This is a genomic window from Acinetobacter sp. ANC_7503 (assembly GCF_056780035.1).
On the sequence record NZ_JBWYJA010000004.1, the window covers coordinates 60,847 to 85,798 of the forward strand.

A 24,952-nucleotide genomic window follows, 5' to 3' on the forward strand; every position below is an offset into this window, starting at 1 on the left:
CAATTTAAAAAGGCGTGGATGTTATTTCGTCAATATGATGAAAATGGATTAGGTGTATTCTTCGTTTTAGCCATACTTCAAATTTTAATTATTGGTACAAGTGTTGGTTTACCGTATTTGTTTAAGCTGCTGATTGACCAGACCAGTGAGCCTGATCATTACTATTCGATGCAAGACTTTTTTCAAATTCATCTACTCTATTTATTCGCCGTTGCTTATGCACTCGCTTGGTTTATCAATGAAGGGATGAAGAATGTAAATAATTTTGCCATGTCTATGATGATCAGAAATGTTGATGCATCCATGCTTAAAGCTGGTGTATTTAATTTTCTAGATTTGAAATTAAAAGATCAACGTCAACAAGATATCGGTGTATTTAATGCAAATCTAATTCGTGGCAGCGAAGCACTTGGTACAATTATTTTTACTATATTTTTTGTTATTGTACCTACGGTATTTAAAATCTTAGGTATGGTGTATGTGCTCGGAAATACGATCAATCTTGAATTTGGTGTGTATTTTTTCGTATTCTCAGCTTGTACAGTTGCTTTATCGCTCATCATTACCTTTAAGACACAAGATATCTTTACGATTATGTATGGTGCTCGAAATCAACTGAATCAATTTGTGATTGAAAAACTACAACAAAGTTATGATATCAAACTCAGTCATTCGAAATATTACGAATTTGAAGAGTTTAGCCGCAGAATCGATGACTATAAAATAAAGACTCAGGATACCTATAAAAAACTTCAGTATCTCATGATATATCAACTGTTATTTGTGTCATTTTTTCTTTTGGTATTCATGGTTTTATCAGTCTATATGTTTGAATATCAAAGTTTTAGTTCAGGTGATTTTGTTTTAGTCAGTACCTATATTATAGGTTTAACCATTCCTTTAATGATGATGTCTCAAAATATCATTCATTTGAAAGGTCATATTGTGGCTATTGATCAGTACCTAGAATATTTTGAATTGGAACATGAGTCATTCAGTACGAATGATCTAACAGCTGAGGAACAGAAAGAAAGTGAGGTGGCGTATTCATTTCAAAATGTGACATTTGATCTAGGTCAGCAGACGATTGAAAATTTTAATTTAGACATCGTGTGTGGAAAAATATATTTAATTCAAGGTCGAACAGGTATTGGAAAATCAAGTTTCCTCAATTATTTGGTGGGAATAGAAAAGATCAAATCTGGACGACTATTCTTTAGAAATTTAGAGATCACTTCAGTATTTTCAGAAAAGATATTTGATCAGATTGCTGTGGTCAGCCAAACTCCGATCGTTTATTCAACCTCATTAAGACAAAATTTGATTCAAAATACTGAGATCAAATATTCTGATGAGGAGCTTAAACATTGGCTAAAAGAGTTTGATTTACTCCATTTGCTGGAAAAAAATCAAATTGAGTTAGACGATGATATACAAGAAATTTATAAAAATTTTTCTGGTGGTGAAAAACAACGATTGAACATCATTCGTGCATTACTAAAACAACCAAAGTTCCTGATCTTAGATGAACCTACAGCAGCCTTAGATGAGAAAACAAGTTCGAAAATTTTAAAATTTATTCAAGAGCGAGTTGAAACAGTCATTATGATTTCTCATGAATGTATGGCGACAGAAATTGCTGATGAAATTATTGATTTCAACATCATTTTAAATTCTAAGAATGAGGATTAAATGATGATTGTTCTGGCATGAATATCATTCAAAAAAAAGCGATTTTTAAAAATATGTATTTATTTGATTAAATTTAGTCATGAGCAACGATTCAAGTACTTGATGATAGATTTTGATGTCAGTTAAATATTTTTTAGCGTGAGCTGAAAGATGTTTATGCTATGAAATATTTATGATAATACAAAATCTACAGCTGCTTGCGCATGAATAGAAGTTGTATCAAATAGTGGGACTGAGAATTTTAGATCTCCTATAAGCATACAAATCTCAGTGCATCCTAAAATGATTCCTTCAGCGCCAGAAGATATTAATTCTTCGGCAATATGAATATATTTCTTTTGCGAAGCTTCGCTAATTATGCCTAAACATAATTCGTTGTAAATAATATCATGAACAATTTTTCTACTCGCTTTATTAGGTGTTATTACTTTAAGTCCTTTTTCCTCCAATCTGCTTTTATAAAAACCTTGTTCCATCGTAAATGCAGTACCAAGCAGCCCAATTTTTGTAATTTTCTGGCTCATGATTTCCATGGCTGTCGCATCTGCTATATGAATAAATGGTATGTTGGTTGATTCCTCAATATAAGTTGCTACTTTGTGCATTGTATTTGTACAAAGTACTATGCCATCTGCACCTGCTTTTTCTAACTGTATGGCTTGATCTCGTAAATAGATTCCTGCATCTTCCCATAATCCTTTGCGTTGTAACTCCTCAATTTCAGCGAAATCAACGCTAATAAGAATAACCTTAGCAGAGTGTAACTTGCCAAGTTTCTTTTGAACCATCTTATTGATTTGTTGATAGTACAAATCAGTCGACTCCCAACTCATTCCACCTAATAAACCAATTGTCTTCAAGTTCGCACCTTTAAAAATTAAATATTTAATTTATCAATATAATGAAAATTATCGAGTATGAAATTGCTACTTTTTAAAATAATGACTTAATCAAAGTGAGAAAAGTTCAGCTTTTGATGTGTATTTTTAGGGATGAATGTATATAAGTTTAGCAGCAGAATTTACCAATCTTATGGTTGAGAATTTAGCGCGTTAATTTCTTAAATTGATTTCACTCAACGAAATGAGTTTATATTTCATAGAATTATTTAAGAATTGAGCGTAAAAAATTACACTCAACTCAACTCAACTCAACTCAACTCAATTAATTGATGTACATTGCTGAGCTTTAGGATTATTCAATCCTCGACTATGTGTAAATACAGCAATTACAGCTAAAGAGATAAAAATCAAAACACTGTAAATTAAGGTACTGGTATTGAAGTGATCTACCATAAAACCACCAAATAAAGCGCCTGCTGCAATCATGATTTGGAACATACTGACAAAAAGAGGCATCCCTTTTTCAACCGCAAGTGGCGCATGTAAAAACATCCAGATATTGGCTGTCGTAGGAAAGGCACCAAAAGCAAAACCCCATAATGCTGTAAGAATATATGCACCAGTTAAGAATTTGGCATAAACAGGGAATGTAAGGAATACGATTGCTAAACACAATGCAACAGCAAAAAGCGTATAGCGGACATTGATATTGCTGCTATAACCGGAGAATGCATTGCCTACGAAGCCTGCTGCTCCATAAATAAGAAGTAATGAACTGATGGTTGAACCATCAAATCCTGCTTCATTTTTATAGAATGGCGCCAAGTAACTGTACGTTGAAAAATGCGCTAATCCGATAAATAAAATAATGATTAAGCCTTTACGAGCTTTCGGATCTCGAAACAATGCGGGTAAATCACTATATTGAATAGCTGAAGTCGGCGGTAATTTCGGTAGGAATTTAATTTCAAATAACAGAATAATGGCACCAATAACTGAGGTGATCATAAAAGCATTACGCCAACCGTAAATTTCACTTAGCCATGTTCCAACCGGAACACCCAGCACAGTTGCCAGAGTCACGCCAGCCATAACGATAGCTGTTGCTTTGGCGATGGGTAGGTGAGGAGGTGCAACACGACCACTTAAGGCGATTGCAGTTGCCCAGAATCCGCCTATCGCGATACCCAAGAAAAAGCGACTCAATAGAATCCAAGTGAAACTTTCTGAATAGCTCGTAATGAAATTTGCAATGACCATGACCGCTGTGAGTGCGATTAATAAATAGCGTCGATCAAGTTGCTTCACCCAGACCGAGATAAGCGGTGCTGCGAAAGCACCCATCACGCCTGGAAGGGTAATGAACAGGCCAGCAGTACCGACTGAAATGTTGAGATCTAATGCGATTGCATTGAGCACACCAATAGGGAGAAACTCACTGGTCACTAATATAAAAGCGGTGATAGAAAGTGTAATAACAGCAAACCAATTACCTTGATTTTCTGTAGGAGATGGAGAATGAACAGCGGTTTCAGTCAGATGAGATTCAGATTTCATTGACCAACGCTCCTTGAAAATAATTTCATAATGATTGTTATAAAAATAAAATATTTGAATTTAAGATCTGGGTCAATTAATTTATTAATGATCATTATAAAATTAATTGGGTTGAATATGCAGGAAAGTTCAAAGCCAATAAATCAAATGGATAGTACCAAATCAATATCTAAGGGGCGTGGACGTCCTAAGTGTTTTAATGAAGAACAAGCACTTGAAAAAGCCATGACACTATTTTGGAAATACGGTTATGAAGCCACGTCAATGAGTGACTTAACATTCGCCATGGGAATCACTGCACCTAGTCTTTATAGTACGTATGGTGATAAATCTGAGCTCTTTAATCGTTGCATTGACTATTATCTCAAGCATGAATCATGCTCGATGGAAATGATTTTTAAACAGGCACATTCCATAAAATTAGCAATGGAACTTTATTTGATTGAAAATCTAAAACGACTGGTGCAGAAAGACAAACCAAAAGGATGTATGTTGGTCGTGTCGACAATGAACTGTTCGATTCAAAATCAACAAATACAACAATCAATTTCGGAAAAAAGACAGCTATCTAAATCGAATTTACTAGAAAAATTATTAGCTGCCCAAGCCTCAGGTGTAATTAGTGCACAAACTAATATTCAGGCAATGACAGATTATTATATGACGATTTTGCAAGGACTAAGCTTTCAAGCACGTGATGGTGCAACTTTTGAACAATTGGAAAGCGTTGTACACATGGCGATCCAAACTTGGGATCATTTTTAAGTCAGAACTTCTCACTGACGAAAAGTTCTGACTTGAATTTTATGACTTGATAAATTTTCGACTGACTAGGAATTGTTCAGTCGCTTCCAAAAGTTTTTCAGCGTAAATTTCTTGCTTTGCCGTCAACCAACCTAAGGCGAACCAGTCACTGGCTTCTAATTCTGTTTGCTGTAAGTAGGATGATGAGGAGGACAATACTTGATATTGTTCAGCTGCATAATGTGCATCATTAAGCGCCTTGCCGTATTTTTGTAAATTCTTCACATCAAAAATTTGTGTTAAGACTGGGAAACTGAATTTTAATTCACTTAAATGTATTGCCAATTGGTCAAGAATATCAAAGTTAGAAGGATCAGCTTCATTCAGACATTCCTGTAAAACTTTATACTGCTGTTGAAGCGTATTTTGAGCATAGGTTTTGAGGTCTTGGGTTTGCACCTTCTTGGAATTGCCTAAACTAAAACTCAAAAGTTCAAGATAGTGTTGAACGTTTTGGGTAGATTTGACTAAGTTATTTAATTTTTCTCGGGCGTAGAGCACATCTTTGCTGAGCATTTCAGCAGTTTTAGGGTTTTGAAGAATAGCGCCTAAGGTATGTTGCATATGCTCATAATGTTTTAGGTTTTCAAAATGACTTTTAAATGCAGATAACTGATGTGCCCATTTATCTGTGCCCTCTGATGTCCAGTCTTTAAAAATAGATAGACTTAAAAACAAATAGTTCAAAGCAATATGTGCTTGTTCGATGTGTTCCTGTTCAGCCACTTCCGCAGAAATCGCAGCAATATTCGGCAGTAAATGTTGCATATGATGACCGATCATCATCCGAATTGTTTTTTCTGCGCTTTCTTTTTTTGCAACGATCCATTCTTTTTCAGTTCGCGCTGGGCTTACAACTAAATTTGAAACCAATAAATTACCAAACTCAGCCTTACTTCGAACGTCTAGCCAAAGTTGATATTTTTTGACCCACTCAAAACTAAACGCTAGTAATGTTTCAACTTTTCCTTGTTTGAGTTCAAACTCTACTTCATGAATCTCATGTTCTCGATCACCTGATCGTACAACGCCAATATCTAGACTCACTTCAATCTCAGCATCTTCAAAGCTAATCACTCGAACTGTACGTTGAATGTCTGTTTCAAACTGCAAGACTAATTGGTCAAAATCACCTTTCAATGCGTCATTTAAGACCTCATAAGCTTCGGAATCATCCGAATAAATAGATAGATCTAAATTCGGTGCAGCCTCAAGATTACCTAAATCATGATTATGTTCGAAACGGTGTAAATGACTTTTACTTTTCGTCGCTTTTAAGGTTTGAACCCAATTGGTATTTTCAAGACGTTGTCGAATGGCTATCCCATGCTGAGAGAGTAGGCGATCAGGAGTGTCATAGTACTTTGCTTGCATTTGAATGAGTTCAGACTTTTTTGGATCGATTGCTTTTAAAATCGCATTCCGTCGAGCTTCTGGGATCTGAAACTTTAATTCAATTTCAAGCATGTGATTTTCCTAATTGATCAATCATTTTCATAGAAGTAAGACATTTGATTGCCTTTTAATTTAAAGGGGATTGTAACTGATTCAGTTAGAACCACAATCTTGAAAATTCACTTACATTTAATTGAATGAATGATTAATCACAATATTTGTAAGATAAGCTTTTCAAGTGCGATTTTTTGAATTATGGTGGTCAAAAAAAGGACAGGAATACAACAATGAATGCTTATGTAGAGCCGTCTTCATCGCAAGAAGAAGCTAAACTTCAATTACCCATCAAGAATTACTCAGAATTTTATCGTTTTTATTTGACTGAACACCGCAGCATTATGAGTCGTCGTTTACATGCAGCAGGTAGCTCAATCGGTATTTATTTTTTTACTCAAGCGATTCGTCAGCGTAAAGCTAAATATCTGGTCTACGGATTAGTTTCAGGCTACGCATGCGCGTGGGTGGGGCATTTTGTTTTTGAAAAAAATAAGCCAGCAAGCTTTAAACAACCGTTGTATAGCTTTATTTCAGTCTGGAGAATGTTATCGGATATTTTGCGCGGAAACTTAAGTTTGAAAGATCGTAAATTTGATAAAATTGATAGCTAAATTTATATATTGTTAAAAAAGCTCAGCAGATTCTGGGCTTTTTTTGTCATGAAATGTTTTAAGAAAGCTACACAAAAATATGATTATATGATAGCTGGAAAGGCTTAACATCCAATGAATAAATCCAAATTATAAATATTGGGATTAAATAAAAAAATTAACGTATTCAGTTAGATGAGTTAACGGTATTATTCTGATAAAACGCATATAATGTATATTATGTTAATTTAAATAATACTGAAAAAAAAGAAGATGAACTATATATAGAACTTTTATTATGAGAGTGAGTATTTTTAATGCGAAACATACTTCTGTTTGATTTGGATCAAACTATTTTGAATAGGAATGAGTCACTTATTCGTTTTATAAGTTGGCAAGTAAATTTTTTCCAATTAGTACCACAAGAACTAAAAGATGCATTTATAAAAAAATTTATTGAATTGGATGATAATGGAAATGTTTGGAAAGATATCGTTTACAGTCAATTAATCAAAGATTTTAATATAAAAAAATTTACTGTTGATGAATTACTTAATTCTTACATTACTGATTTCAATAAATTTTCAATTGGTTTTGATGACGTCCAAAAAGTCATTTCAGATCTTTATCAAAAGGGATATAAGATTGGGTTAGTCTCCAATGGAAAAAGCCCATTTCAGGAACATAATTTTTATGCTTTAGGTCTTACCGAATATTTCTCGACTATCATAGTTTCAGAAGCGATTGGCTTGAGAAAGCCCGATAAAAAAATATTTGCTTACGCTTGTAACCAGTTAAATTGTACACCTTCTGATTGTATTTTTATTGGTGATAATCCTAAAGCAGATATAGAAGGTGCAAAAAATGTTGGTATGAAAACTATTTTTTTTCACCCAAATAAAATACTAAAAAAAGCAATTACAGATGAGAGTATTCATCATTATGATGAATTAGAGCGAGCCATCAATAGAATAAATAATGGGGGCTAATGATGAATGATAAAATTAATTTATATGAAAACGTTTTATATAGTTGAATGAGTTAAGAAAATGTATTGATAATATTGGTGCTTCACTCATTTTGATACTATCCGAGCGCTTTAAGTAAACAAATAAAAATAGGAAAATTAAAGGCTTAATCTGAGTTACCCTCAGTAGATCTCTGAAAGAGAAAACAATCAAATTGTTAATTTTAAAAAACTTTCTGACGAAGCTATTTATGTCCATTAGTTGCCGGCAAGTTTTACGATTGATTATTGATGAAGTTATCAAACATTATGAATTAAGTACTGAATCAAATAATTAAACGCATCTATTTAACATAATTGAGATTATACAAAATTATTGACTGTACTTTAATGGAAGAGGGAATCCCTTAAGCATTTGCTGTGCATGACATGCTAAAAGGTGTTTTCATACTGATTCGTTTATAACTAATGCCAGGTATAGGCTCCTTCGCAGGCAACATATCTCTTTTTTCGCAAATTTCCTTTATGTACTTAAGTATGTCTTTCGAAGAACTAGATGGAATATATTCAAGCGTATTGGAGCCAATTTTTCTTGGATTAAATTTCTCAAATTCATTTCAATCAATATCTTGAACACGCTTAGTCAACAATAGAGCCTGTTAATTTCTACATTTTATCAATGTGTTCTTCCAAGGCTTTGTCCTATAATGTTTTAAATTTTTAGTATTTGCCTAGAGTTATTCTTTATGCGCGGTTTGTATTTAATCACCAACGATGATCCTATTGAACTTCTATTAGCAAAGCTTGAAGGAGCGATGGCAACTTATGAAGTTGCAGTACTTCAGTATCGTCGTAAAAACGTTGCGAAAGAAGATCAAGCTTATGAAATTGAATACATGAAGAATATGTGTAATCAATATAAGGTTCCTTTTGTCATCAATGATGATTTAGAGGCCGCAGTCAAATATGGCGTGGGTGTGCATCTTGGTCAAGATGATGGTTCAATCCAAGAGGCTGTGGAAAGATTGCCAAAAAACGTCTTAATTGGACGTAGTTGTAATAATTCTATTGAACTAGCTGAGCAAGCGATCGCAGACGGCGCAAACTATGTAGCATTTGGCGCAATTTATGCGACACAAAGCAAACCTGAAGCAGGTAATATTGGTTTAGAAACATTAAAAGCTGCAAAAGCAAAATTAAATGTACCTATTTGCGCGATTGGAGGTTTGACGGTTGAAAATGGCGCTGAAGTGATTGCTGCCGGAGCAGATCTTTGTGCTGTCATTAGCGATGTATTGGGTCGGTCTATGTCAACTGTTGGTCAACGTGTTTACGACTGGTCAGAGCTATTTGCTAAACAAGCTTAAATTTTTTACTTTTTTGAGTTGAGTGATTTTCATGAGTTTATCTCCTAAGCAAGAACAACTATTTAAACAAGCCAGCAAACATATTCCTGGTGGTGTGAATTCACCAGTACGTGCTTTTAATGGTGTAGGCGGTACGCCGGTATTTATTGAAAAAGCTCAAGGTGCCTACCTGTATGATGTAGATGGCAAACGCTATGTAGATTATGTGGGTTCATGGGGACCAATGATTTTAGGACATGCACACCCTGCGATTATTAAAGCTGTTCAAGACGCCGCTGTTGATGGTCTAAGTTTTGGTGCACCTACAGTGCATGAAACGACATTGGCAGATATTATCTGTGAAATTATGCCGTCGATTGAATTGGTACGTATGACCAACTCAGGGACAGAAGCAACAATGACTGCGATTCGTCTTGCACGTGGGTATACAGGTCGTGACAAGATTGTTAAGTTTGAGGGCTGTTACCATGGTCACTCAGATTCACTTTTAGTGAAAGCAGGTTCTGGTCTACTCACAAGTGGTGAAGGCGAGGCGACATCTGCGGGTGTTCCTGCTGATTTTGCAAAACATACATTAACGCTTCCATACAATGATATTGCGACTTTAAAAGAATGTTTTGCTAAGTTTGGTTCCGAAATTGCGGGTGTTATTGTTGAACCTGTTGCAGGTAACATGAACTTGGTCAAACCAATTGATGGATTCTTGCAAGCCATTCGAGATGTGTGTGATGAGCATGGTTCAGTATTCATTATTGATGAAGTGATGACTGGATTCCGTGTGGGATTAGGTGGAGCTCAAGCACACTACGGCGTTACACCTGATTTAACTACGCTAGGTAAAATTATTGGTGCAGGTCTTCCTGTAGGCGCATTTGGTGGTAAGCGCGAAGTGATGGAATGTATTGCACCTCTAGGTAAAGTTTATCAAGCGGGAACTTTGTCAGGTAATCCGCTGGCAATGAGAGCTGGGATTGAGATGTTTAAACATCTTCGTCAACCAGGTTTCTATGAAAATCTAACCGCACAGCTCGAAAAGTTATTGACTGGTTTACAGACTGCCGCTGATGAAGCAGGTATACCATTTAAGACTCAACAGGTTGGAGGTATGTTTGGATTGTATTTCACTGATCAAGAAGACATCACAAGCTTTGATTCAATGTTGAAATGCGATGTTGAAATGTTCCGTAAATTCTTCCATGGCATGTTGGATGAAGGTGTAAATTTAGCGCCTTCTGCTTTTGAAGCCGGCTTTATCTCAAGTGCGCATTCCGATGAAGATATTGCGTTCACTATTCAAGCAGCTAAGAATGTATTTGCGCGTTTAAAATAGAATTTTTTTGAAAATCTATTAACATAAGCCTACAGTGTAAATACTGTAGGCTTTTTTGCACGTATAAAATTCACGGACTTAAAATAGAAATGAAATTAAAACATTATTTAACTTTAGAAGACGCGGAGTTCTTACTGACGCGTGCGCAACAATATGCGATTGATAAAAAGTTGAATGTCAGTATTTCTGTTGTAGATGAAACTGGAAGTTTACTTGCAATGAAACGCATGGATGGTGCATCTCCGATGACTGCGAATTTGTCAGCTGAAAAAGCAAAATGTTCAGCTTTGAGCCGCCACCCATCTCAAATTTTTGAAGAGCTGATCAAAGATGGGCAATTGGGTTTTCTGACTGTTCACTCATTGTCGGGAATGTTAGAAGGTGCGGAACCCATTATTTATCAAGGGCAATTAGTGGGAGCCGTGGGAGTTTCAGGTGCTAAATCTTTTGAAGATGCTGAAATTGCGCTGCATGCCATAGAAGTTTTCTTGGCTTTAGCTGATTAAAGTGGCAATGTCATATTTTTATACACCACCCAAAAAAATTGAACTCAGCGCGAGTTTGGCAAAGTGGTCCATTCAAGCTGAACAATGCGTCTTGGTGGTTTTTGGATTTCAACGTTTAGCTGAATATAGCAATGACCAACATCAAGAATTATTAATTCATTTAAATCGCTTAATTAAAAAAGCTCAGGCTTTAGATATTGAAGTGATTGAAATTGAAGAGCAGCAATCATTTTCTAAAGTAGCGCAGTTGGGTGAATTGCTCGCAGAAAAGAAACAACTCATTGTCTCTGGCATGATCAATTCACCTATAAAGCAACTTTTACAGCATATCATTTCGATTACTCCTCAAATTTGTGTGGTGAACGATGCTGTTCATGTAGAAACGAAGAGCCAACATTTACAGTGGATAGAGAACTGTGTAGAACAAGGTATTCATCATATGAATACCTCTGCCATGATTCGAATGTTGGAATTAAGTGCGCCGACTTCATTTATTCTTTCTGAAAAGGGCATATTACTGTCTATTGCTGAATACCTCGAATTCGATATTTTAGAAATTGATCCATTTCAAGATTTACGGAACTATGGCTTAGATTCAGTCGCAATGGTGAGTTTGATTGGCTTGTGGAGAGCCAATGGCGCACATATAGATTTTGAATCATTTGTGCAAAATTGTACACTTTCTCAATTGCTTCCTATCCTGAGAAAAGACTGCTAGATGTCACAAACAAAACTTAATTCATTTGAATCGTTAGATTGATTTAATTTCTATCAGATATCGGAAAAATCATCACTGTTTGTCCATTTCAAGATTGTAATTTATCGCTAAGCTTTCTATTATTGCCGCCTTGTTTTCACGATCTGCTAGGAATAGAAATTTGAGTCATTTTCTTCAGGAACATCTCATTCATCGTGATCAAGATTTTATGGTGATTCACAAACCAGCTGGATTACTTTCTGTTCCGGGCAAAACGCCTGACCTTCAAGATTGCGTTATCAATCGTCTTCTTCAAGAAGAACCGCGTACGCTTTTGATTCATCGTTTAGATCGTGATACATCAGGCTTATTGGTGTTTGGACTCAGCAAAGCAGGTCAAAAATCGATCTCGCGCCAATTTCAAGAACGTGAAACGGATAAAACTTATCAAGCACTAGTCGCGGGATGTGTAAAAGGTCAAGGAACTGTAGACATCCCCGTGATTTACGACCCATCGCGTCCGCCATTGCATATCGTAGATGCGCATCACAATAAAGCAGCGTTAACGCATTGGGAAGCAGTTGAACAATTTCAAATTCAAGATCAGTGGGTTACACGCGTAAAATTAACGCCAATCACAGGTCGAGCACATCAACTTCGCGTTCATATGCAGCATTTAGGGCATCCCATCGTAGGGGATACTTTGTATGCAACACCAGCGCAACAAGCTTTGAAAGATCGACTCTGTTTGCATGCAGAGCAGTTAAGTTTCAATCATCCTGTTACCGGTGAACGATTGAACTTTCATTGTCCAGTGCCGTTCTAAATACACATTTTTAAATCAGCATACGAATATTTTATGATCTGATCATGATGAAATCTTGGATATGATCAATTAAATAGATCGGTGCTAAATATTGCTCACTTTTTGGTGGGCTTTATGTCAAAATATATTGCTTATAGACGTTAAATTTTGCTCAAATCATCTCCTGTTTGAGCATAAGTTTTCAGTCCTAACTTGAGATAAGGTGGAAAAATTGCAGCAGTTTGCTATTGGTCAACGTTGGTTATCAGACACAGAGACAGAGTTAGGTTTAGGGGTTTTGATTGATGTAAATGAACGATCAATTAGTATCCTCTTTCCTAAAAGTGACGAAACCCGTGTCTATGCACGTAGTAACGCACCTTTATCTCGAATTGTGTTCAATGTGAATGATGAGCTTCAAGACCAAGAGGGCATCGTCTGGAAAGTCGAATCATTAGAAGAGCGTGGTGGCGTTATTCGTTACAACGTCATTCGTCAGTTACAAGATGGTACTGATGAACGTAAATCATTAAATGAAACTCGTGTTGGTGCGACGATTCAATTGTCTAAACCACTTGATCGTTTACTGGCAAGCCAAATTGATTATAAAGAATGGTATGACCTGCGTATTGAAGCATTACAAATGCAAGCTAATATGCAAAATAGTCCATTACGTGGCATGGTGGGTGCTCGTGTTGGATTGATACCTCACCAATTTTATATCGCGCATGAAGTAGGTAAGCGCTTTGCTCCACGTGTCTTATTGGCGGATGAAGTTGGTCTAGGTAAAACTATTGAAGCAGGTTTAATCATACACCAGCAACTTAAAACAGGACGTTCTGAACGCATCCTCGTTTTAGTTCCTGATTCGCTGCAATATCAGTGGATGATTGAAATGCGTCGCCGTTTCAATTTGAATTTCTCGCTATTTGATTTAACGCGTACTGCTTCGATCAAAGAACATGATCCAGAATTGAATCCGTTCTTAACTGAACAGTGCATCATTGCGTCTGTTGATCTTATGATCGACCATGAAGATTTACGTGTGCAAGCGCTCGAAGCAGGTTTTGATTTGCTTGTGGTGGATGAAGCACATCACTTGATGTGGTCAGAAGAAGAAGGGGGTAATGACCGCTATGACCTTGTTGAAGAATTTGCTGAAAAAACAGCAGGGGTACTTTTGCTGACTGCAACGCCGGAACAGTTAGGTGTTGAGTCCCATTTTGCTCGTTTACGTTTACTCGATCCGCAACGTTTCAGTTCACTTGATCGTTTCTTAGATGAAGAAGAAAAATATCAGCAAACTGCTCAAATTGCGGAAGTGCTGATGTCGGATCAACCCCTTGAAGCTGATCATTTCCAAGCAATTGAGCAGTTACTGGGTCACAAGATTGAAGATGAGCCAGAACAGCGTTTCCGTGCAATTCATGAATTGTTAGATCGTCACGGTACGGGACGTGTACTATTCCGTAATACACGTGAAGCGATTCAAGGCTTCCCTGGTCGTGATTGTCAGCCTGCACCATTACCTGCGCCAGAAGGATGGTCGATGGATGGTAAACTTCGTGAACAAATGTGGCCAGAAGAAGCGCAATTGGACGGGGCTTGGATGGAAACTGATCCGCGTGTAACGTGGATTATGGAAATGCTCCGTACTCAGTTAAAGCATAAAAAAGTCTTACTCATTGCGCGTAGTGGGCCTGTGGTTGAAGCTTTAGAAAATGCATTACGTATCCATGCAGGGATTCGTACAGCAATGTTCCATGAAGGCATGAGTCTATTAGAGCGTGACCAAGCAGCTGCTTATTTTGCAGAAGATTCCTATGGTGCTCAGATTTTATTGTGTTCAGAAATTGGTTCAGAAGGTCGTAACTTCCAGTTTGCTTCAGATTTAATTCTATTTGATTTGCCAGCGAACCCTGATGTTCTTGAACAGCGTATTGGTCGACTTGATCGTATTGGTCAAGAAAACCGTATTCAGATTCATGTGCCATATTTAGTGGGCACTGCACAAGAGCGTATGTTCCGTTGGTACAATGAAGCATTAAATATTTTCAGCAATATTTCTCCGACCGCGCAAACCTTACAAGAAAACTTTATTATTGATCTTAAAGATTGCTTGTTGGCTGATAAAGGTCAAGCCTTTGAAGATTTGCTTGAAGCTGTAAGTGTGCAACGAGAAGCTTTAGAGCAAGAGCTACAAGCAGGACGTGATCGTTTATTGGAATACAATTCTTGTCGCCCAATGGTTGCGCAAGAAATTGTGCAAGCGCTTGAAGAGTATGATGACAATACGACTTTGCCAATGTTTATGAAACGCTTCATGGCGTCAACCAATATTGATTTTGATGAGCAAAGTAATGGCACGGTGATTATTAAGCCTACTGATCAAATGCAAGTCCAAGGTCTGACTTTGGATGAGGAAGGCATGACCGTGACGTTCTATCGTGATCAGGCTCAGATCCGTGAAGATGCGCAATACATAACGCTAGAGCATCCTTTCACTGAAAGTGTCATGGAAATGATCAATACGCAATCGTTTGGTAGTACCAATGTGGCGTTATTGAAATCTGCAGCTTTACCACAAGGTTCAGTTTTAGTTGAGGTGTGGTTCAAAGTGGATGTGATTGCACCGAAAGCATTGAACTTGCCAGCGAGTTTACCAACACAATTGATTCGTGTGTTATTAAGTGAAAAGGGCCAAGATTTATCAGCTAAAATTGCACCAGATATTTTGAAACCATACTTACATCATCTTGACGGTAATAGTTGTCGCCAAGTGGTGAAAGCACGTCGTGATGTCGTTGAACAACGTTATGCACAAGCTTTAGACATTGCAAAAGGTGCTTTGCCTGAATTAAAACAGCAAGCGAAAGAAATCTATAGCAATAAATGGCAATATGAAATTGATCGTTTAAGTTATTTGAAACAATTTAACCCAAGTATTCGCGAAGATGAAATTGCACGTTTGCAGAAGCTTCAAAAAGAAGGCTTAAGCCTTTTAGAAGGTTTAGCTGTAACGCCTGAAGCGATTCGAGTCTTGGTGGTGGTAAAGCCATAAAATAAAAAAAGCACCCTAGGGTGCTTTTTTTAGGACTGCAGAAATTGATTGAAGTCAGGTTTTCTTTTTTGTAAGAAAGCCATCACGGCTTCAATCATTTCAGGTGATGTTAAACGTTCTGCAACAACCTCAGCTTCCTGAACAATACAATTCAGAATTTGATCTTGCTCGGGTCGAATTTGTTTTTTAATAATTTTTAGCGTGGTCATTGGCAGTTGACTCATCTGTTGAGCTCGCTGCAAAGCTAATTGTTCAGGTTGCTCGCAAATCTGATTGATGATTCGACATTTTAGCGCTTCTTCCGCTGAAAATTTTCGACCTGTGAGCAATAATTCGGCAGCCATATGATAACCAGCCAACTCAGTGAAAAGAAGGCTGGTGCCACCCTCTACAGATAATCCCAAACTTACAAATGGAATTTGAAATTCTGTATCGGGGTGGGCGTATACCATGTCACAGTGAAATAGCATAGTGACGCCAACGCCTATAGTGCAGCCACGTACCGCAGCAATAATAGGTTTAGAAAATCTTGCGATCGCTTTTAGGAAGACAAAGGGTGGTGTAGCATCAGCGGCTAAACCAACATATTTTTGAGCGGCAGACATAAAATCTTTCAGATCATTTCCTGCGGTAAAATCATGTTCGTTACCCTGTAAAATCACAACATTCACTTGTTGAGATTGATCTGCCGCATCCAATATTTTTGCAATGTCATTGTACATTTCCCCAGTTAAAGCATTTTTTTGCTCGGGGTGATCAATTTTGATGGTCAGGATTCTATTCTCAATCGTGACATGAATAAAAGAGTTTAGTGAATCTAAATTTTTTAACATGGCGGCATTCCTTGTCGCAAATTAAAAAAGCTCAGTAGACACGATTGTATACTGAGCTTTTATTCGTGCCTTATTGGCATTAAAGTCGATTTAAAATTTGCTCAGCATCTGAATAATTCATGTATTTTGGTACGGCATAAATTCCATGGGCTTCAGTAAAAGCAGATTTAATCATCTCTGGGAAATCTTGCTTTTTTAAATTCGGAATCTCAGTATTGATTTTCAAATTTTTGAGTAATTGCTTTACGCTTTGAATGAAAATATTTGCGGCTTGTTCATCCGAAGTGTGTGACGAGCTTAAACCAATTTTCTTCGCTGCTAGTGCTAAGCGTTTTTCTGATGCTTTACGATTAAATTCTAGAACATGAGGCAAGATAATAGCATTAGCGCGTCCGTGTGGGATTTGATATTGAGTCCCTAATTGATGCGCCAAAGCATGTACATAGCCAATTCCAGCACTATTCATTGCCAAACCAGCATAATGAGAACCTAGCGCCATTGCTTCACGTGCTGCAATATTCTGACCATCTTCAAATGCAGTTTTTAAATTTTCCATGATCAATTTCATGGCTGCACTGGCGTAATAATCTGATTGTTTGTTGGCGAATCCGCTTACCCACGATTCAATTGCATGAGTAAGGGCATCAATACCAGTGTCAGCAGTGATAGCAGGTGGCATGCCTTTCATGATGACGGGATCTAAAGCAGTTGCTAATGGAACGACTTTGGGATCAATAACTAAGCCTTTGATATGAGTTTCACTGTCTGAAATAACTGCGGCAATGGTAACTTCAGAACCTGTACCGGCGGTGGTCGGAATCACGAACAATGGATATGCAGGTTTACGGCTTTTTAAAATTCCAAAAAGTTGTTTAGGTGATTTATGGTTTGCGGCTGCGAGCGCTAATACTTTTGCTGTATCAATCGTCGAACCACCCCCTATACCCAATACGCTATCGCATCCGGTATTTTTAAACAGTGCTAGAGATTTTTCGACAATTTCACAAGTTGGATCAGGTTTTACATCAGAGAAAATAACAACTTCAATCCCATTGTGCTGTAATTGATCTTGAATGGGTTGTATGACACCTAATTTGACTAATACTGCATCAGTCACAATCATCACTTTTTTCATGCCGAGCTGAGCAATATTGCCACACAATTGCATTGATGAATCTTCACCCGCAAATACGAGAGGATGTGATACTGGAATTGCAAGGGTGAGGGCTTTGACAGCCATGAGTTGAGTTTTTGCACGTAAAATAGTGGCAATCTGAGCCATAATGATCAATCTCTATCCATGAGTTTGATTTAGTTATAGGATAATCATTGTCCAAGTACATTGGCGATAATCATCAACACATTGGTCTTAAATTACAATTTTATCAAAAATATAGCGCAATTAAACTGAGCAAAATAATGGTTGGATTTTGATCAGAATTCATGATAGAAAATAGAAAATAATTCGAAAATTTAAATCGTAAAGCTGTAGTTTTTACTCGGCAATCAGGAACTCAGGACGAGTTTAAAACGATTAAATCAGCTTTCGGTTATGAGTCATTACATAACAACAATGATGCGTTATTGGGAGTCATTTCACATGGAAGTAAATCAGCACAACAACCAATTTGAGTTTTTACCAACTCATATTCACTACTTAATGTATTGGGAAAATAAATCGCCAGACCAAGATTTCTTGGTTCAGCCTTTACCAAATGGTCAGGTGATTAAATACACCTGGGGAGAAGTGGCCAGTCAAGTCAAAAAAATGGCTGCTTATTTACAATCTCTGAATTTGCCAGGCCACTCACAGATTGCAATTTTTGGTAAAAATAGTGCGCACTGGATCATGGCAGATCTTGCCATTTGGATGGCAGGGCACGTGTCGGTTCCCTTATATACGACTCTCAATGGTGAAGGCACCAAATATGTTCTAGATCATAGTGAAACTAAGGCTCTGTTTATCGGTAAGTTGGATGGCATTGGAGATAGTTGGAACGATGTAAAACAAATCATCCCGCAAGATATGCATTGTATTAAATTGCCATTGGCGCCTGACTATAATGCGCCGACATGGGATGAAATCACTGCAAAAACAGCACCAACCAGTGAGCCTTATTTTCCAAACGAGGATGAGCTTGCGACCATTATTTATACCTCGGGCAGTACAGGTCTACCTAAGGGCGTTATGCAAAGTTATAAGACCTTACTCTCACCTGCGAGTGAGCTGAAATCTACGTTTGGTGTTTCAGAAAAAGATCGTGCTTTATCTTATTTGCCGCTAGCTCATGTTGCAGAGCGTGTATTTATTCAATCATCGGTGATGATTTGTGGTTTTACCGTTTATTTTGCCAATTCATTAGATACATTTATTGAAGATCTTAATCGTGCAAAACCAACGATCTTCTTTTCTGTGCCACGTTTATGGACTAAATTTTATTTGGGGATTAATGAAAAAATTCCACTTAATGTACAAAACGTGTTGTTTAAAATCCCATTCTTGGGCAATAAGATTAAGCAAAAACTCTTGGCAAAATTGGGTTTGAATCATGTTCGTTATGCTTTAACGGGTTCTGCACCTTTACCCGTAGATATTATTAAATGGTATCGTAATTTGGGCTTAGAGTTGCTTGAAGTTTATGGAATGACAGAAAACTGTGGATACTCGCATATCACACGTATGGGTGAATATATGAGTGGATATGTCGGACATGTTCAAGCACGAGTAGACTGCAAGATTGATGAGAATGGTGAGATTTTAGTCAAAAGCCCAGGAACAATGTTGGGTTATTACAAAAACCCAGAAAAAACAGCTGAAGATTTGACTGAGGATGGTTATTTAAGAACAGGTGACATGGGTGAAATTGATGCGACTGGCCGTCTAAAAATTACTGGACGTGTAAAGGACATCTTTAAAACTCAGAAAGGTAAGTATGTAATGCCTGTACCAATTGAACAAAAGATTGGTAATAACCAAATGATTGAATCTGTCTGTGTTGGTGGTGCAAGCCATAAACAGCCGATCGCCTTTGTGATGTTGGCAGAAGAAATTCGCAATAAATTACAGCAAGATAATAAACGTGATGATATCGAAGCAAAATTAATTGAGTTGAAGAATGAAATTAATGAAAAGCTTGAACCGCATGAAAAAATTGCATTCTTTGTGGTCATCATGGATTTGTGGACGATGGATAATGATATGTTGACGCCGACTATGAAGATTAAGCGTAATAAAATTGAGGCGAAGTACGAAGCATTTATTCCAACTTGGGTTGCTCAAAATAAAGAAGTAATTTGGGAAAAGTAATAAAAAAGCCCTTCAACTGAAGGGCTTTTTTACATTCAATATTCATTCTTTCAGATGACGTGCGCCTTCTAAAATCATTCGGATCATCGTCATCGTTTGTTCAGCTACAACTTTTCTTTCATCGTGTGGCATGTTGATTAATTTAGCACCCATAGTGAATACCAATTGAGTAATCGCTTTTGCAGCTAATTCTGGATGCTTGATTTTATGAGGGTTATTTTGCTCAAGGCGAACAAGATCATCCATGAGTTCTTGCTGAAAGTAATTGAGCTGTTTTTCAACCGCCTCTTTATAAGAGGCAGAACCAGTATAACCTTCACGTAACAACAAGCTCAGATTACCTTCGTCAGCATCTAACTGTTCAATAAATACTTCAACTGAACTACGCACAATACTTGAATTACGAACTGCTTTTAAGCGGGCTTGATGCAAGATTTGACGTAAAACAATACCTGAGCGATCAATCAATTCAATGGCAAGTTCATCGATATCTTTGAAATGTCTATAAAAGCTGTTGGGGGCGATTCCTGCTTCACGAGCAACTTCGCGTAAGCTTAAAGATGCGATGCTTTTTTGAGGTCCGATAAGGTTGAGAGCAGCTTGGAATAATTCTTCTTTCGTGATTGTGGCTTTTCTTCCGACTGTACGTGCAGTTGGATGCTCCAAAATGGATGCGGATTCACTGGCATGCAGAGGAGAAAGGGGAATCGTAGAGCTGCTCATAAATATCAGATGTTTACAGTTAGAGTTGCATTATATCGCTCTGTGTCAGGATATGGAAATCAATAGATGATATACAAGTGTCTATACAAATATATATACATGTGTATAATAATTCTAAACCCACTGTGATGAGCCCATAATGCAAGCAGTTAAGCAACCTAAAAATTTGATTAGATCCGCAGTAAATGCTGTATTTGATCCGAATGCTGCCAATTTTTGGTTGCAAAAGATCGATCCAATTTGGTCGGTGAATCAATCATTAGGCAAAATTGTTGAACGTACACAAGTTGCAAATGATACGGTCAGCTTAAAAATTGCGGTTAATCGAAAATTTCAGTTTGGTGAAGCAGGGCAACATCATCCAGTTATTGTCACGACACGAGGTCGTTGTTTTGAACGTACCTATAGTTTGACCAAAATCGACACTCAACATGTATTGTTGACTGCTAAGAAAGTCGATCAGGGTGTAGTCAGTTCTTGGATTAACGATATGGCTGAGGTAGGCGATATTGTTGAGTTTGGTGCACCCTATGGAGATATGACACTTGGAAGTGTAAATACACCTCTATTAATGCTGGCCGCAGGGAGTGGTATTACTCCAATGTACAGCTTAATCAAGGCATTATTGCAGCAACAAAAAAAATTAGTTCAGCCAGTTAAATTGATGTACTGGGCAAAAAAAACAGAAGATTTAGCATTTCAAACAGAGTTGATTGCTTTGGCGAATCAACACTCAAATTTTAATGTTGAATTTTTTACCACTCAAGATGAAGTGGCTGATTCCCGTTTAGAAGATTCTCATTTAACTGCTATCGAATCCTTAGATCAATATACGGTTTATGCATGCGGTCCAGCAGGATTTGTGCAAGTTGCTGAACAACTAACTGATACTCGTGTTCATAAATTTAAAGGTGAAGCATTCAGTGTTGAACCATTCATTAGTGATGAAACTGGTTTTGTTCAGGTCACACTTACGAAATCAAATAAGGTCGTCACGATTCCAAAGGGACAATCAATACTTGCAAGTTTAGAGCAACAAAATATTCGCCCACAGCACGGTTGCCGCATGGGGGTATGTAATAAATGTGCATGCCATAAAGCGCAAGGTGCAACTAAAAACCTCGTCAATGGTGCAGAAAATACTGAGCCTGGAAATCTGCTCAAAATCTGTATCAATTCAGCTCAGTCTGATCTCACTATCGACCTATAAGCGAGAATAATCATGAATATGCCAGTTCAAGCACAATATTTCAAAAACCCAAAAAATTGTGAACTCACTGATGCACAACTTGATGAACTCGCACGTGAACTTGATGCAATTAAGCAGGAAGTTCTTGATGATTTAGGTGAAAAAGACGAAAAGTATATTAAGCGAGTGTATGCAGCGATTCGCTACAGTTCAATCCTTGGACGTGCATGCTTATTTGCTGGCTGGTTTCCTCCAGCATGGCTTTTAGGCACAGGCTTGCTTGGTTTTGCCAAAATCATGGAAAACATGGAGTTGGGCCATAATGTGATGCATGGTCAATATGATTGGATGAACGACCCTAAATTTAAAGGGACAACTTACGAATGGGATATCGTCGGCACATCTGATGATTGGCGCCAAACCCACAACTACAAACACCATACCTATACCAATATTAAAGGTATGGATGATGATATTGGTTATGGAATTCTTCGTTTGTTCCCAGAGCAACGCTGGAAAAAAGGATATTTATTACAACCACTTTACAGTATTCCATTCTGTTTGTTATTCCAGTGGGGTGTAGCGATTCAGAACTTAGAAATTGGTAAGCGCTTAAAAGGGCGCATGACCAAAGAAGAATTTCAACAACGTTTGAACCCGATGAAAAAGAAAATGGGGAAACAGTTATTTAAAGATTATGTTTTCTTCCCACTCATTGCAGGTCCTGCAGCATTACCCGTTTTCACAGGTAATTTAGTCGCTAATGGTATTCGTAATATTTGGACATTCAGTATCATTTTCTGCGGTCACTTCACCAAAGATGTGGAAGTTTTTCCGAAGTCAGTTTTAGAAAATGAAAGCCGTGGCCATTGGTATATGCGTCAAATTCGTGGGTCTTCTAACCTGACAGGTTCTGAAGGATTCCATATTTTGACGGGGCATTTGAGTCATCAGATTGAGCATCATCTTTATCCAGATATTCCTGCTCGACGTTACCGTCAAATGGGGCCTAAAGTGAAAGCGGTGTGTGAAAAATACGGCTTGAATTACAATAATGCGAGTTTATTTAAACAATATGGTCAGGTTTTGGGACGTATTGTGAAATATGCCTTCCCATTTAAAAAGTAAGAAACAAAAAAAGCCACTTATTGAGTGGCTTTTTGAACTTTAATAGCGAACTATTTTAATTGAATTGATCCATTTGCATTGACTGTGATTGTTGATTCTCCAGCAGCCATATTTTGTGAGTCTGCAGCGGGTGCACTCTCTACAACCATTGCGGCACGTGCCATGGCTAATGGTCTTGGTGAATAATTATTGGTGTTCATATTCAAGTTAACCAAGTTATAACTAGAACGATTCCAAGCTTTAGTGAGAACCTGAGCGCGCTGTTGGAAATTTTGCGTGGCTTCTGTCAATAACTCATTTTCAACCTGCTTTCGTTTTTCAGTGGAAACAGTGAAATTAATCGATTGTGTTTGAAAATCTTGTTGTAACTCGCTAATTAACTGGCTCGCTGCTTTAAAATCTTTGCTTTCAATATTCACTTCAGCGCGGCCGCGCCATTCCTTCAGTTTTGTTGAATTGTTGTTGTCATAGACAGGGTAAGTGGTCTGAGAACCTGTTTCGACCTTAACTTGGGGGTATTTTTTACTGATGTTGATGGCCTGATTCATCAATTGGGTCATTTGTGTTGAAAGTTGTGCAGGCTGTTTATTACTTTTTTCAATAAATAGAATGGCGTGCATTTCATCATTAGAGACTTGTTTAGAAGCGTCTGCTTGAAGATTAATAATATTAGTTTTAGGTTCTGTGTCAGCAAGTACCGAAAAGCTAATCCCGGTAGCTAAGATCAATAGTGGCAGTTTTAATAATTTCATTGTTATCTCTGTATCTTCACCTGATGAATATTCTACAGAATATTCTAATCTTTTTTGATGGAGAGAAAATGTGATTATTTGGTGATGAGATAGTAGCAATTGTAATATTCAACACCGATTTTACGACTTAAGTCGCCTTAACAAGGCTTTTAAAATGTATTTTAATTGAATTGTAGTTGAACAATAAAAGAATATAACTTGTCTTTGGATTAGTGCATTAATAATTTGTAATTGATGGATAATTCTATTATCAATGGTCTAATAAGTAGTATTAGAAATAGATTAAACATTCTGTATATTTAAATAATAAAATTTTAAAAACATGTAAAACAATAAGATAGTGTCTTGATTTGATAAATTATTTATAGTCTGAAACTATTGTCATAAAGAAAATAAGTATTGGCATATAGGTCAAGATTTTTCCATTCTAGCTCTCATCAGAGATGCAGGTATCTCTCTAAAAGAATTTGTCCTTTAGAAGGTTGTTTTCAAGCAATTTCCTAAGGTCAAATAGATCATCGAATGAAGTTGAAGGAAGTCTTGATGTCTAATTCTGCTGTAGTTGAATCAGTAGCACAAGCGTTACGAACTGCTGAATTATCACAAAGTGCAATCGCACCAATTCGCCCAACGTTGGGTGGTGAAGCTGCTGATGTAGATATCGCTTACGCTGTACAAGAAGTGAATACAGCGCGTGCCTTATCAGAAGGTCGTCGTTTAGTTGGGCGTAAAATCGGTTTGACATCAAAAGTGGTTCAAGCACAACTCGGTGTAGATCAACCTGACTTCGGTATGCTGTTTGCAGACATGGCTTATGGTGATGGAGAGGCGATTCCTGCAGGTCTATTGATCCAACCTAAAGTAGAAGCGGAAATCGCTTTGGTGATCAAACAAGATTTAACGAAAGAAAAACACACTTATGCTGACATTATCAGCGCGACTGATTATGCACTTCCTGCTGTTGAGGTGGTGGATAGTCGAATTGAAAACTGGAAGATCAGTTTGATTGACACTGTCGCAGATAATGCATCTTCAGCTGCATTTGTATTGGGTTCACGTCCTGTAAAACTCGATAACCTTGATCTAGTGAATTGTAAAATGATCATGACACGTGGTGAAGAAGTCGTGTCTCAAGGTGTTGGTAAGGCTTGCTTAGCAAACCCTTTAAATGCAGCTGTCTGGCTTGCTGATGAAATGGTACGTCGTGGTCGTCCATTGTTAGCTGGTGACATTATTTTAACAGGTGCATTAGGCCCTATGGTTGTAGCAAACCCAGGTGATGAATTCAAAGTTGAGATTGAAGGCTTTGGTTCAGTGACTGCTGCTTTCGCTGCTGAATAAGTCGGAATT

21 protein-coding genes are annotated in these 24,952 nt (G+C 37.4%); 14 read left to right on the forward strand and 7 right to left on the reverse strand.

All coding sequences use genetic code 11. The annotated features are described in order from the left end of the window. The first annotated feature begins 18 nt into the window (after positions 1-18). Complete coding sequence (locus AC1M9M_RS06600) at positions 19-1,692, forward strand: ATP-binding cassette domain-containing protein (RefSeq protein WP_481595931.1); 1,674 nt, start codon at positions 19-21, stop codon at positions 1,690-1,692. Positions 1,693-1,862: 170 nt separating this feature from the next. Here AC1M9M_RS06600 and AC1M9M_RS06605 read toward each other — a convergent pair whose 3' ends face one another. Both AC1M9M_RS06605 and AC1M9M_RS06610 read right to left on the reverse strand, forming a co-directional pair. Next, positions 1,863-2,552 carry an aspartate/glutamate racemase family protein gene (locus AC1M9M_RS06605; RefSeq protein ID WP_481586407.1) on the reverse strand — a complete coding sequence of 230 codons (690 nt, stop codon included), beginning with the start codon at positions 2,550-2,552 and terminating at the stop codon, positions 1,863-1,865. A 300-nt stretch (positions 2,553-2,852) separates the two neighbouring features. After that, the gene (locus AC1M9M_RS06610; protein WP_481595932.1) at positions 2,853-4,091 is read right to left on the reverse strand and encodes an MFS transporter; all 1,239 of its coding nucleotides are present in this window, start codon (positions 4,089-4,091) and stop codon (positions 2,853-2,855) included. A gap of 117 nt (positions 4,092-4,208) precedes the next feature. Here AC1M9M_RS06610 and AC1M9M_RS06615 point away from each other — a divergent pair, with 117 nt between their 5' ends. Beyond that, on the forward strand, positions 4,209-4,856 hold the full coding sequence (locus AC1M9M_RS06615) for a TetR/AcrR family transcriptional regulator (RefSeq protein WP_481595933.1): 648 nt from the start codon (positions 4,209-4,211) through the stop codon (positions 4,854-4,856). A gap of 39 nt (positions 4,857-4,895) precedes the next feature. Here the strand turns inward: AC1M9M_RS06615 and AC1M9M_RS06620 are convergent, their stop codons facing one another. Beyond that, the gene (locus tag AC1M9M_RS06620; protein WP_481595934.1) at positions 4,896-6,362 is read right to left on the reverse strand and encodes a CYTH domain-containing protein; all 1,467 of its coding nucleotides are present in this window, start codon (positions 6,360-6,362) and stop codon (positions 4,896-4,898) included. Between the two features lie 215 nt (positions 6,363-6,577). On the opposite strand from AC1M9M_RS06620, the gene AC1M9M_RS06625 reads away from it, so the two are divergent. The 8 genes from AC1M9M_RS06625 (at position 6,578) to rapA (ending at position 15,670) form a co-directional block, all read left to right on the forward strand. After that, the gene (locus AC1M9M_RS06625) at positions 6,578-6,958 is read left to right on the forward strand and encodes an Mpo1-like protein (RefSeq protein ID WP_481595935.1); all 381 of its coding nucleotides are present in this window, start codon (positions 6,578-6,580) and stop codon (positions 6,956-6,958) included. 296 nt (positions 6,959-7,254) lie between these two features. Further along, complete coding sequence (locus AC1M9M_RS06630) at positions 7,255-7,926, forward strand: HAD family hydrolase (protein WP_481595936.1); 672 nt, start codon at positions 7,255-7,257, stop codon at positions 7,924-7,926. Positions 7,927-8,650: 724 nt separating this feature from the next. Then, positions 8,651-9,271 carry a thiamine phosphate synthase gene (gene thiE / locus AC1M9M_RS06635; RefSeq protein WP_481586403.1) on the forward strand — a complete coding sequence of 207 codons (621 nt, stop codon included), beginning with the start codon at positions 8,651-8,653 and terminating at the stop codon, positions 9,269-9,271. A gap of 31 nt (positions 9,272-9,302) precedes the next feature. Next, positions 9,303-10,601: a glutamate-1-semialdehyde 2,1-aminomutase gene (gene hemL / locus AC1M9M_RS06640; RefSeq protein ID WP_481586402.1), complete on the forward strand. Its 1,299-nt coding sequence runs from the start codon at positions 9,303-9,305 to the stop codon at positions 10,599-10,601. Positions 10,602-10,690: 89 nt separating this feature from the next. Beyond that, on the forward strand, positions 10,691-11,107 hold the full coding sequence (locus tag AC1M9M_RS06645) for a GlcG/HbpS family heme-binding protein (RefSeq protein WP_035267160.1): 417 nt from the start codon (positions 10,691-10,693) through the stop codon (positions 11,105-11,107). 7 nt (positions 11,108-11,114) lie between these two features. Further along, positions 11,115-11,825, forward strand: coding sequence for a phosphopantetheine-binding protein (locus AC1M9M_RS06650; RefSeq protein WP_481595992.1), 711 nt, complete (start codon positions 11,115-11,117; stop codon positions 11,823-11,825). A gap of 160 nt (positions 11,826-11,985) precedes the next feature. Further along, positions 11,986-12,630 carry an RluA family pseudouridine synthase gene (locus AC1M9M_RS06655; RefSeq protein ID WP_481595937.1) on the forward strand — a complete coding sequence of 215 codons (645 nt, stop codon included), beginning with the start codon at positions 11,986-11,988 and terminating at the stop codon, positions 12,628-12,630. A gap of 202 nt (positions 12,631-12,832) precedes the next feature. Next, positions 12,833-15,670, forward strand: coding sequence for an RNA polymerase-associated protein RapA (rapA, locus tag AC1M9M_RS06660; protein WP_481595938.1), 2,838 nt, complete (start codon positions 12,833-12,835; stop codon positions 15,668-15,670). Positions 15,671-15,699: 29 nt separating this feature from the next. On the opposite strand, the gene AC1M9M_RS06665 is transcribed toward rapA, so the two are convergent. Continuing rightward, positions 15,700-16,503 (reverse strand): enoyl-CoA hydratase-related protein, encoded by an 804-nt coding sequence (locus AC1M9M_RS06665; protein WP_481595939.1) that lies wholly within the window; start codon positions 16,501-16,503, stop codon positions 15,700-15,702. Between the two features lie 79 nt (positions 16,504-16,582). Continuing rightward, on the reverse strand, positions 16,583-17,785 hold the full coding sequence (locus tag AC1M9M_RS06670) for an iron-containing alcohol dehydrogenase (RefSeq protein WP_481595940.1): 1,203 nt from the start codon (positions 17,783-17,785) through the stop codon (positions 16,583-16,585). A 318-nt stretch (positions 17,786-18,103) separates the two neighbouring features. Here AC1M9M_RS06670 and AC1M9M_RS06675 point away from each other — a divergent pair, with 318 nt between their 5' ends. Further along, positions 18,104-19,810 (forward strand): AMP-binding protein, encoded by a 1,707-nt coding sequence (locus AC1M9M_RS06675; RefSeq protein ID WP_481595941.1) that lies wholly within the window; start codon positions 18,104-18,106, stop codon positions 19,808-19,810. A 42-nt stretch (positions 19,811-19,852) separates the two neighbouring features. On the opposite strand, the gene fabR is transcribed toward AC1M9M_RS06675, so the two are convergent. Then, positions 19,853-20,533, reverse strand: coding sequence for an HTH-type transcriptional repressor FabR (fabR, locus tag AC1M9M_RS06680; protein ID WP_481595942.1), 681 nt, complete (start codon positions 20,531-20,533; stop codon positions 19,853-19,855). 139 nt (positions 20,534-20,672) lie between these two features. Here fabR and AC1M9M_RS06685 point away from each other — a divergent pair, with 139 nt between their 5' ends. Then, complete coding sequence (locus tag AC1M9M_RS06685; RefSeq protein WP_481595943.1) at positions 20,673-21,743, forward strand: flavin reductase family protein; 1,071 nt, start codon at positions 20,673-20,675, stop codon at positions 21,741-21,743. A gap of 12 nt (positions 21,744-21,755) precedes the next feature. Beyond that, complete coding sequence (locus tag AC1M9M_RS06690) at positions 21,756-22,850, forward strand: fatty acid desaturase family protein (RefSeq protein WP_481595944.1); 1,095 nt, start codon at positions 21,756-21,758, stop codon at positions 22,848-22,850. Between the two features lie 50 nt (positions 22,851-22,900). Here the strand turns inward: AC1M9M_RS06690 and AC1M9M_RS06695 are convergent, their stop codons facing one another. Further along, positions 22,901-23,602, reverse strand: coding sequence for an SIMPL domain-containing protein (locus tag AC1M9M_RS06695; RefSeq protein ID WP_180028835.1), 702 nt, complete (start codon positions 23,600-23,602; stop codon positions 22,901-22,903). A gap of 543 nt (positions 23,603-24,145) precedes the next feature. Between AC1M9M_RS06695 and AC1M9M_RS06700 the strand changes: the two genes are divergently transcribed. Continuing rightward, complete coding sequence (locus AC1M9M_RS06700) at positions 24,146-24,943, forward strand: 2-keto-4-pentenoate hydratase (protein ID WP_180028836.1); 798 nt, start codon at positions 24,146-24,148, stop codon at positions 24,941-24,943. Positions 24,944-24,952: the final 9 nt, after the last annotated feature.

Bases quoted from the DNA above. Each gene is read 5' to 3' on its own strand.
- AC1M9M_RS06700 (WP_180028836.1), top strand. From the start codon at position 24,146: ATGTCTAATTCTGCTGTAGTTGAATCAGTAGCACAAGCGTTACGAACT.
- AC1M9M_RS06670 (WP_481595940.1), bottom strand. From the start codon at position 17,785: ATGGCTCAGATTGCCACTATTTTACGTGCAAAAACTCAACTCATGGCT.
- AC1M9M_RS06600 (WP_481595931.1), top strand. From the start codon at position 19: ATGTTATTTCGTCAATATGATGAAAATGGATTAGGTGTATTCTTCGTT.
- AC1M9M_RS06695 (WP_180028835.1), bottom strand. From the start codon at position 23,602: ATGAAATTATTAAAACTGCCACTATTGATCTTAGCTACCGGGATTAGC.
- AC1M9M_RS06610 (WP_481595932.1), bottom strand. From the start codon at position 4,091: ATGAAATCTGAATCTCATCTGACTGAAACCGCTGTTCATTCTCCATCT.
- AC1M9M_RS06625 (WP_481595935.1), top strand. From the start codon at position 6,578: ATGAATGCTTATGTAGAGCCGTCTTCATCGCAAGAAGAAGCTAAACTT.
- AC1M9M_RS06615 (WP_481595933.1), top strand. From the start codon at position 4,209: ATGCAGGAAAGTTCAAAGCCAATAAATCAAATGGATAGTACCAAATCA.
- AC1M9M_RS06630 (WP_481595936.1), top strand. From the start codon at position 7,255: ATGCGAAACATACTTCTGTTTGATTTGGATCAAACTATTTTGAATAGG.
- AC1M9M_RS06665 (WP_481595939.1), bottom strand. From the start codon at position 16,503: ATGTTAAAAAATTTAGATTCACTAAACTCTTTTATTCATGTCACGATT.
- AC1M9M_RS06650 (WP_481595992.1), top strand. From the start codon at position 11,115: ATGTCATATTTTTATACACCACCCAAAAAAATTGAACTCAGCGCGAGT.
- hemL (WP_481586402.1), top strand. From the start codon at position 9,303: ATGAGTTTATCTCCTAAGCAAGAACAACTATTTAAACAAGCCAGCAAA.
- AC1M9M_RS06685 (WP_481595943.1), top strand. From the start codon at position 20,673: ATGCAAGCAGTTAAGCAACCTAAAAATTTGATTAGATCCGCAGTAAAT.
- AC1M9M_RS06675 (WP_481595941.1), top strand. From the start codon at position 18,104: ATGGAAGTAAATCAGCACAACAACCAATTTGAGTTTTTACCAACTCAT.
- AC1M9M_RS06690 (WP_481595944.1), top strand. From the start codon at position 21,756: ATGAATATGCCAGTTCAAGCACAATATTTCAAAAACCCAAAAAATTGT.
- AC1M9M_RS06620 (WP_481595934.1), bottom strand. From the start codon at position 6,362: ATGCTTGAAATTGAATTAAAGTTTCAGATCCCAGAAGCTCGACGGAAT.
- thiE (WP_481586403.1), top strand. From the start codon at position 8,651: ATGCGCGGTTTGTATTTAATCACCAACGATGATCCTATTGAACTTCTA.
- AC1M9M_RS06645 (WP_035267160.1), top strand. From the start codon at position 10,691: ATGAAATTAAAACATTATTTAACTTTAGAAGACGCGGAGTTCTTACTG.
- fabR (WP_481595942.1), bottom strand. From the start codon at position 20,533: ATGAGCAGCTCTACGATTCCCCTTTCTCCTCTGCATGCCAGTGAATCC.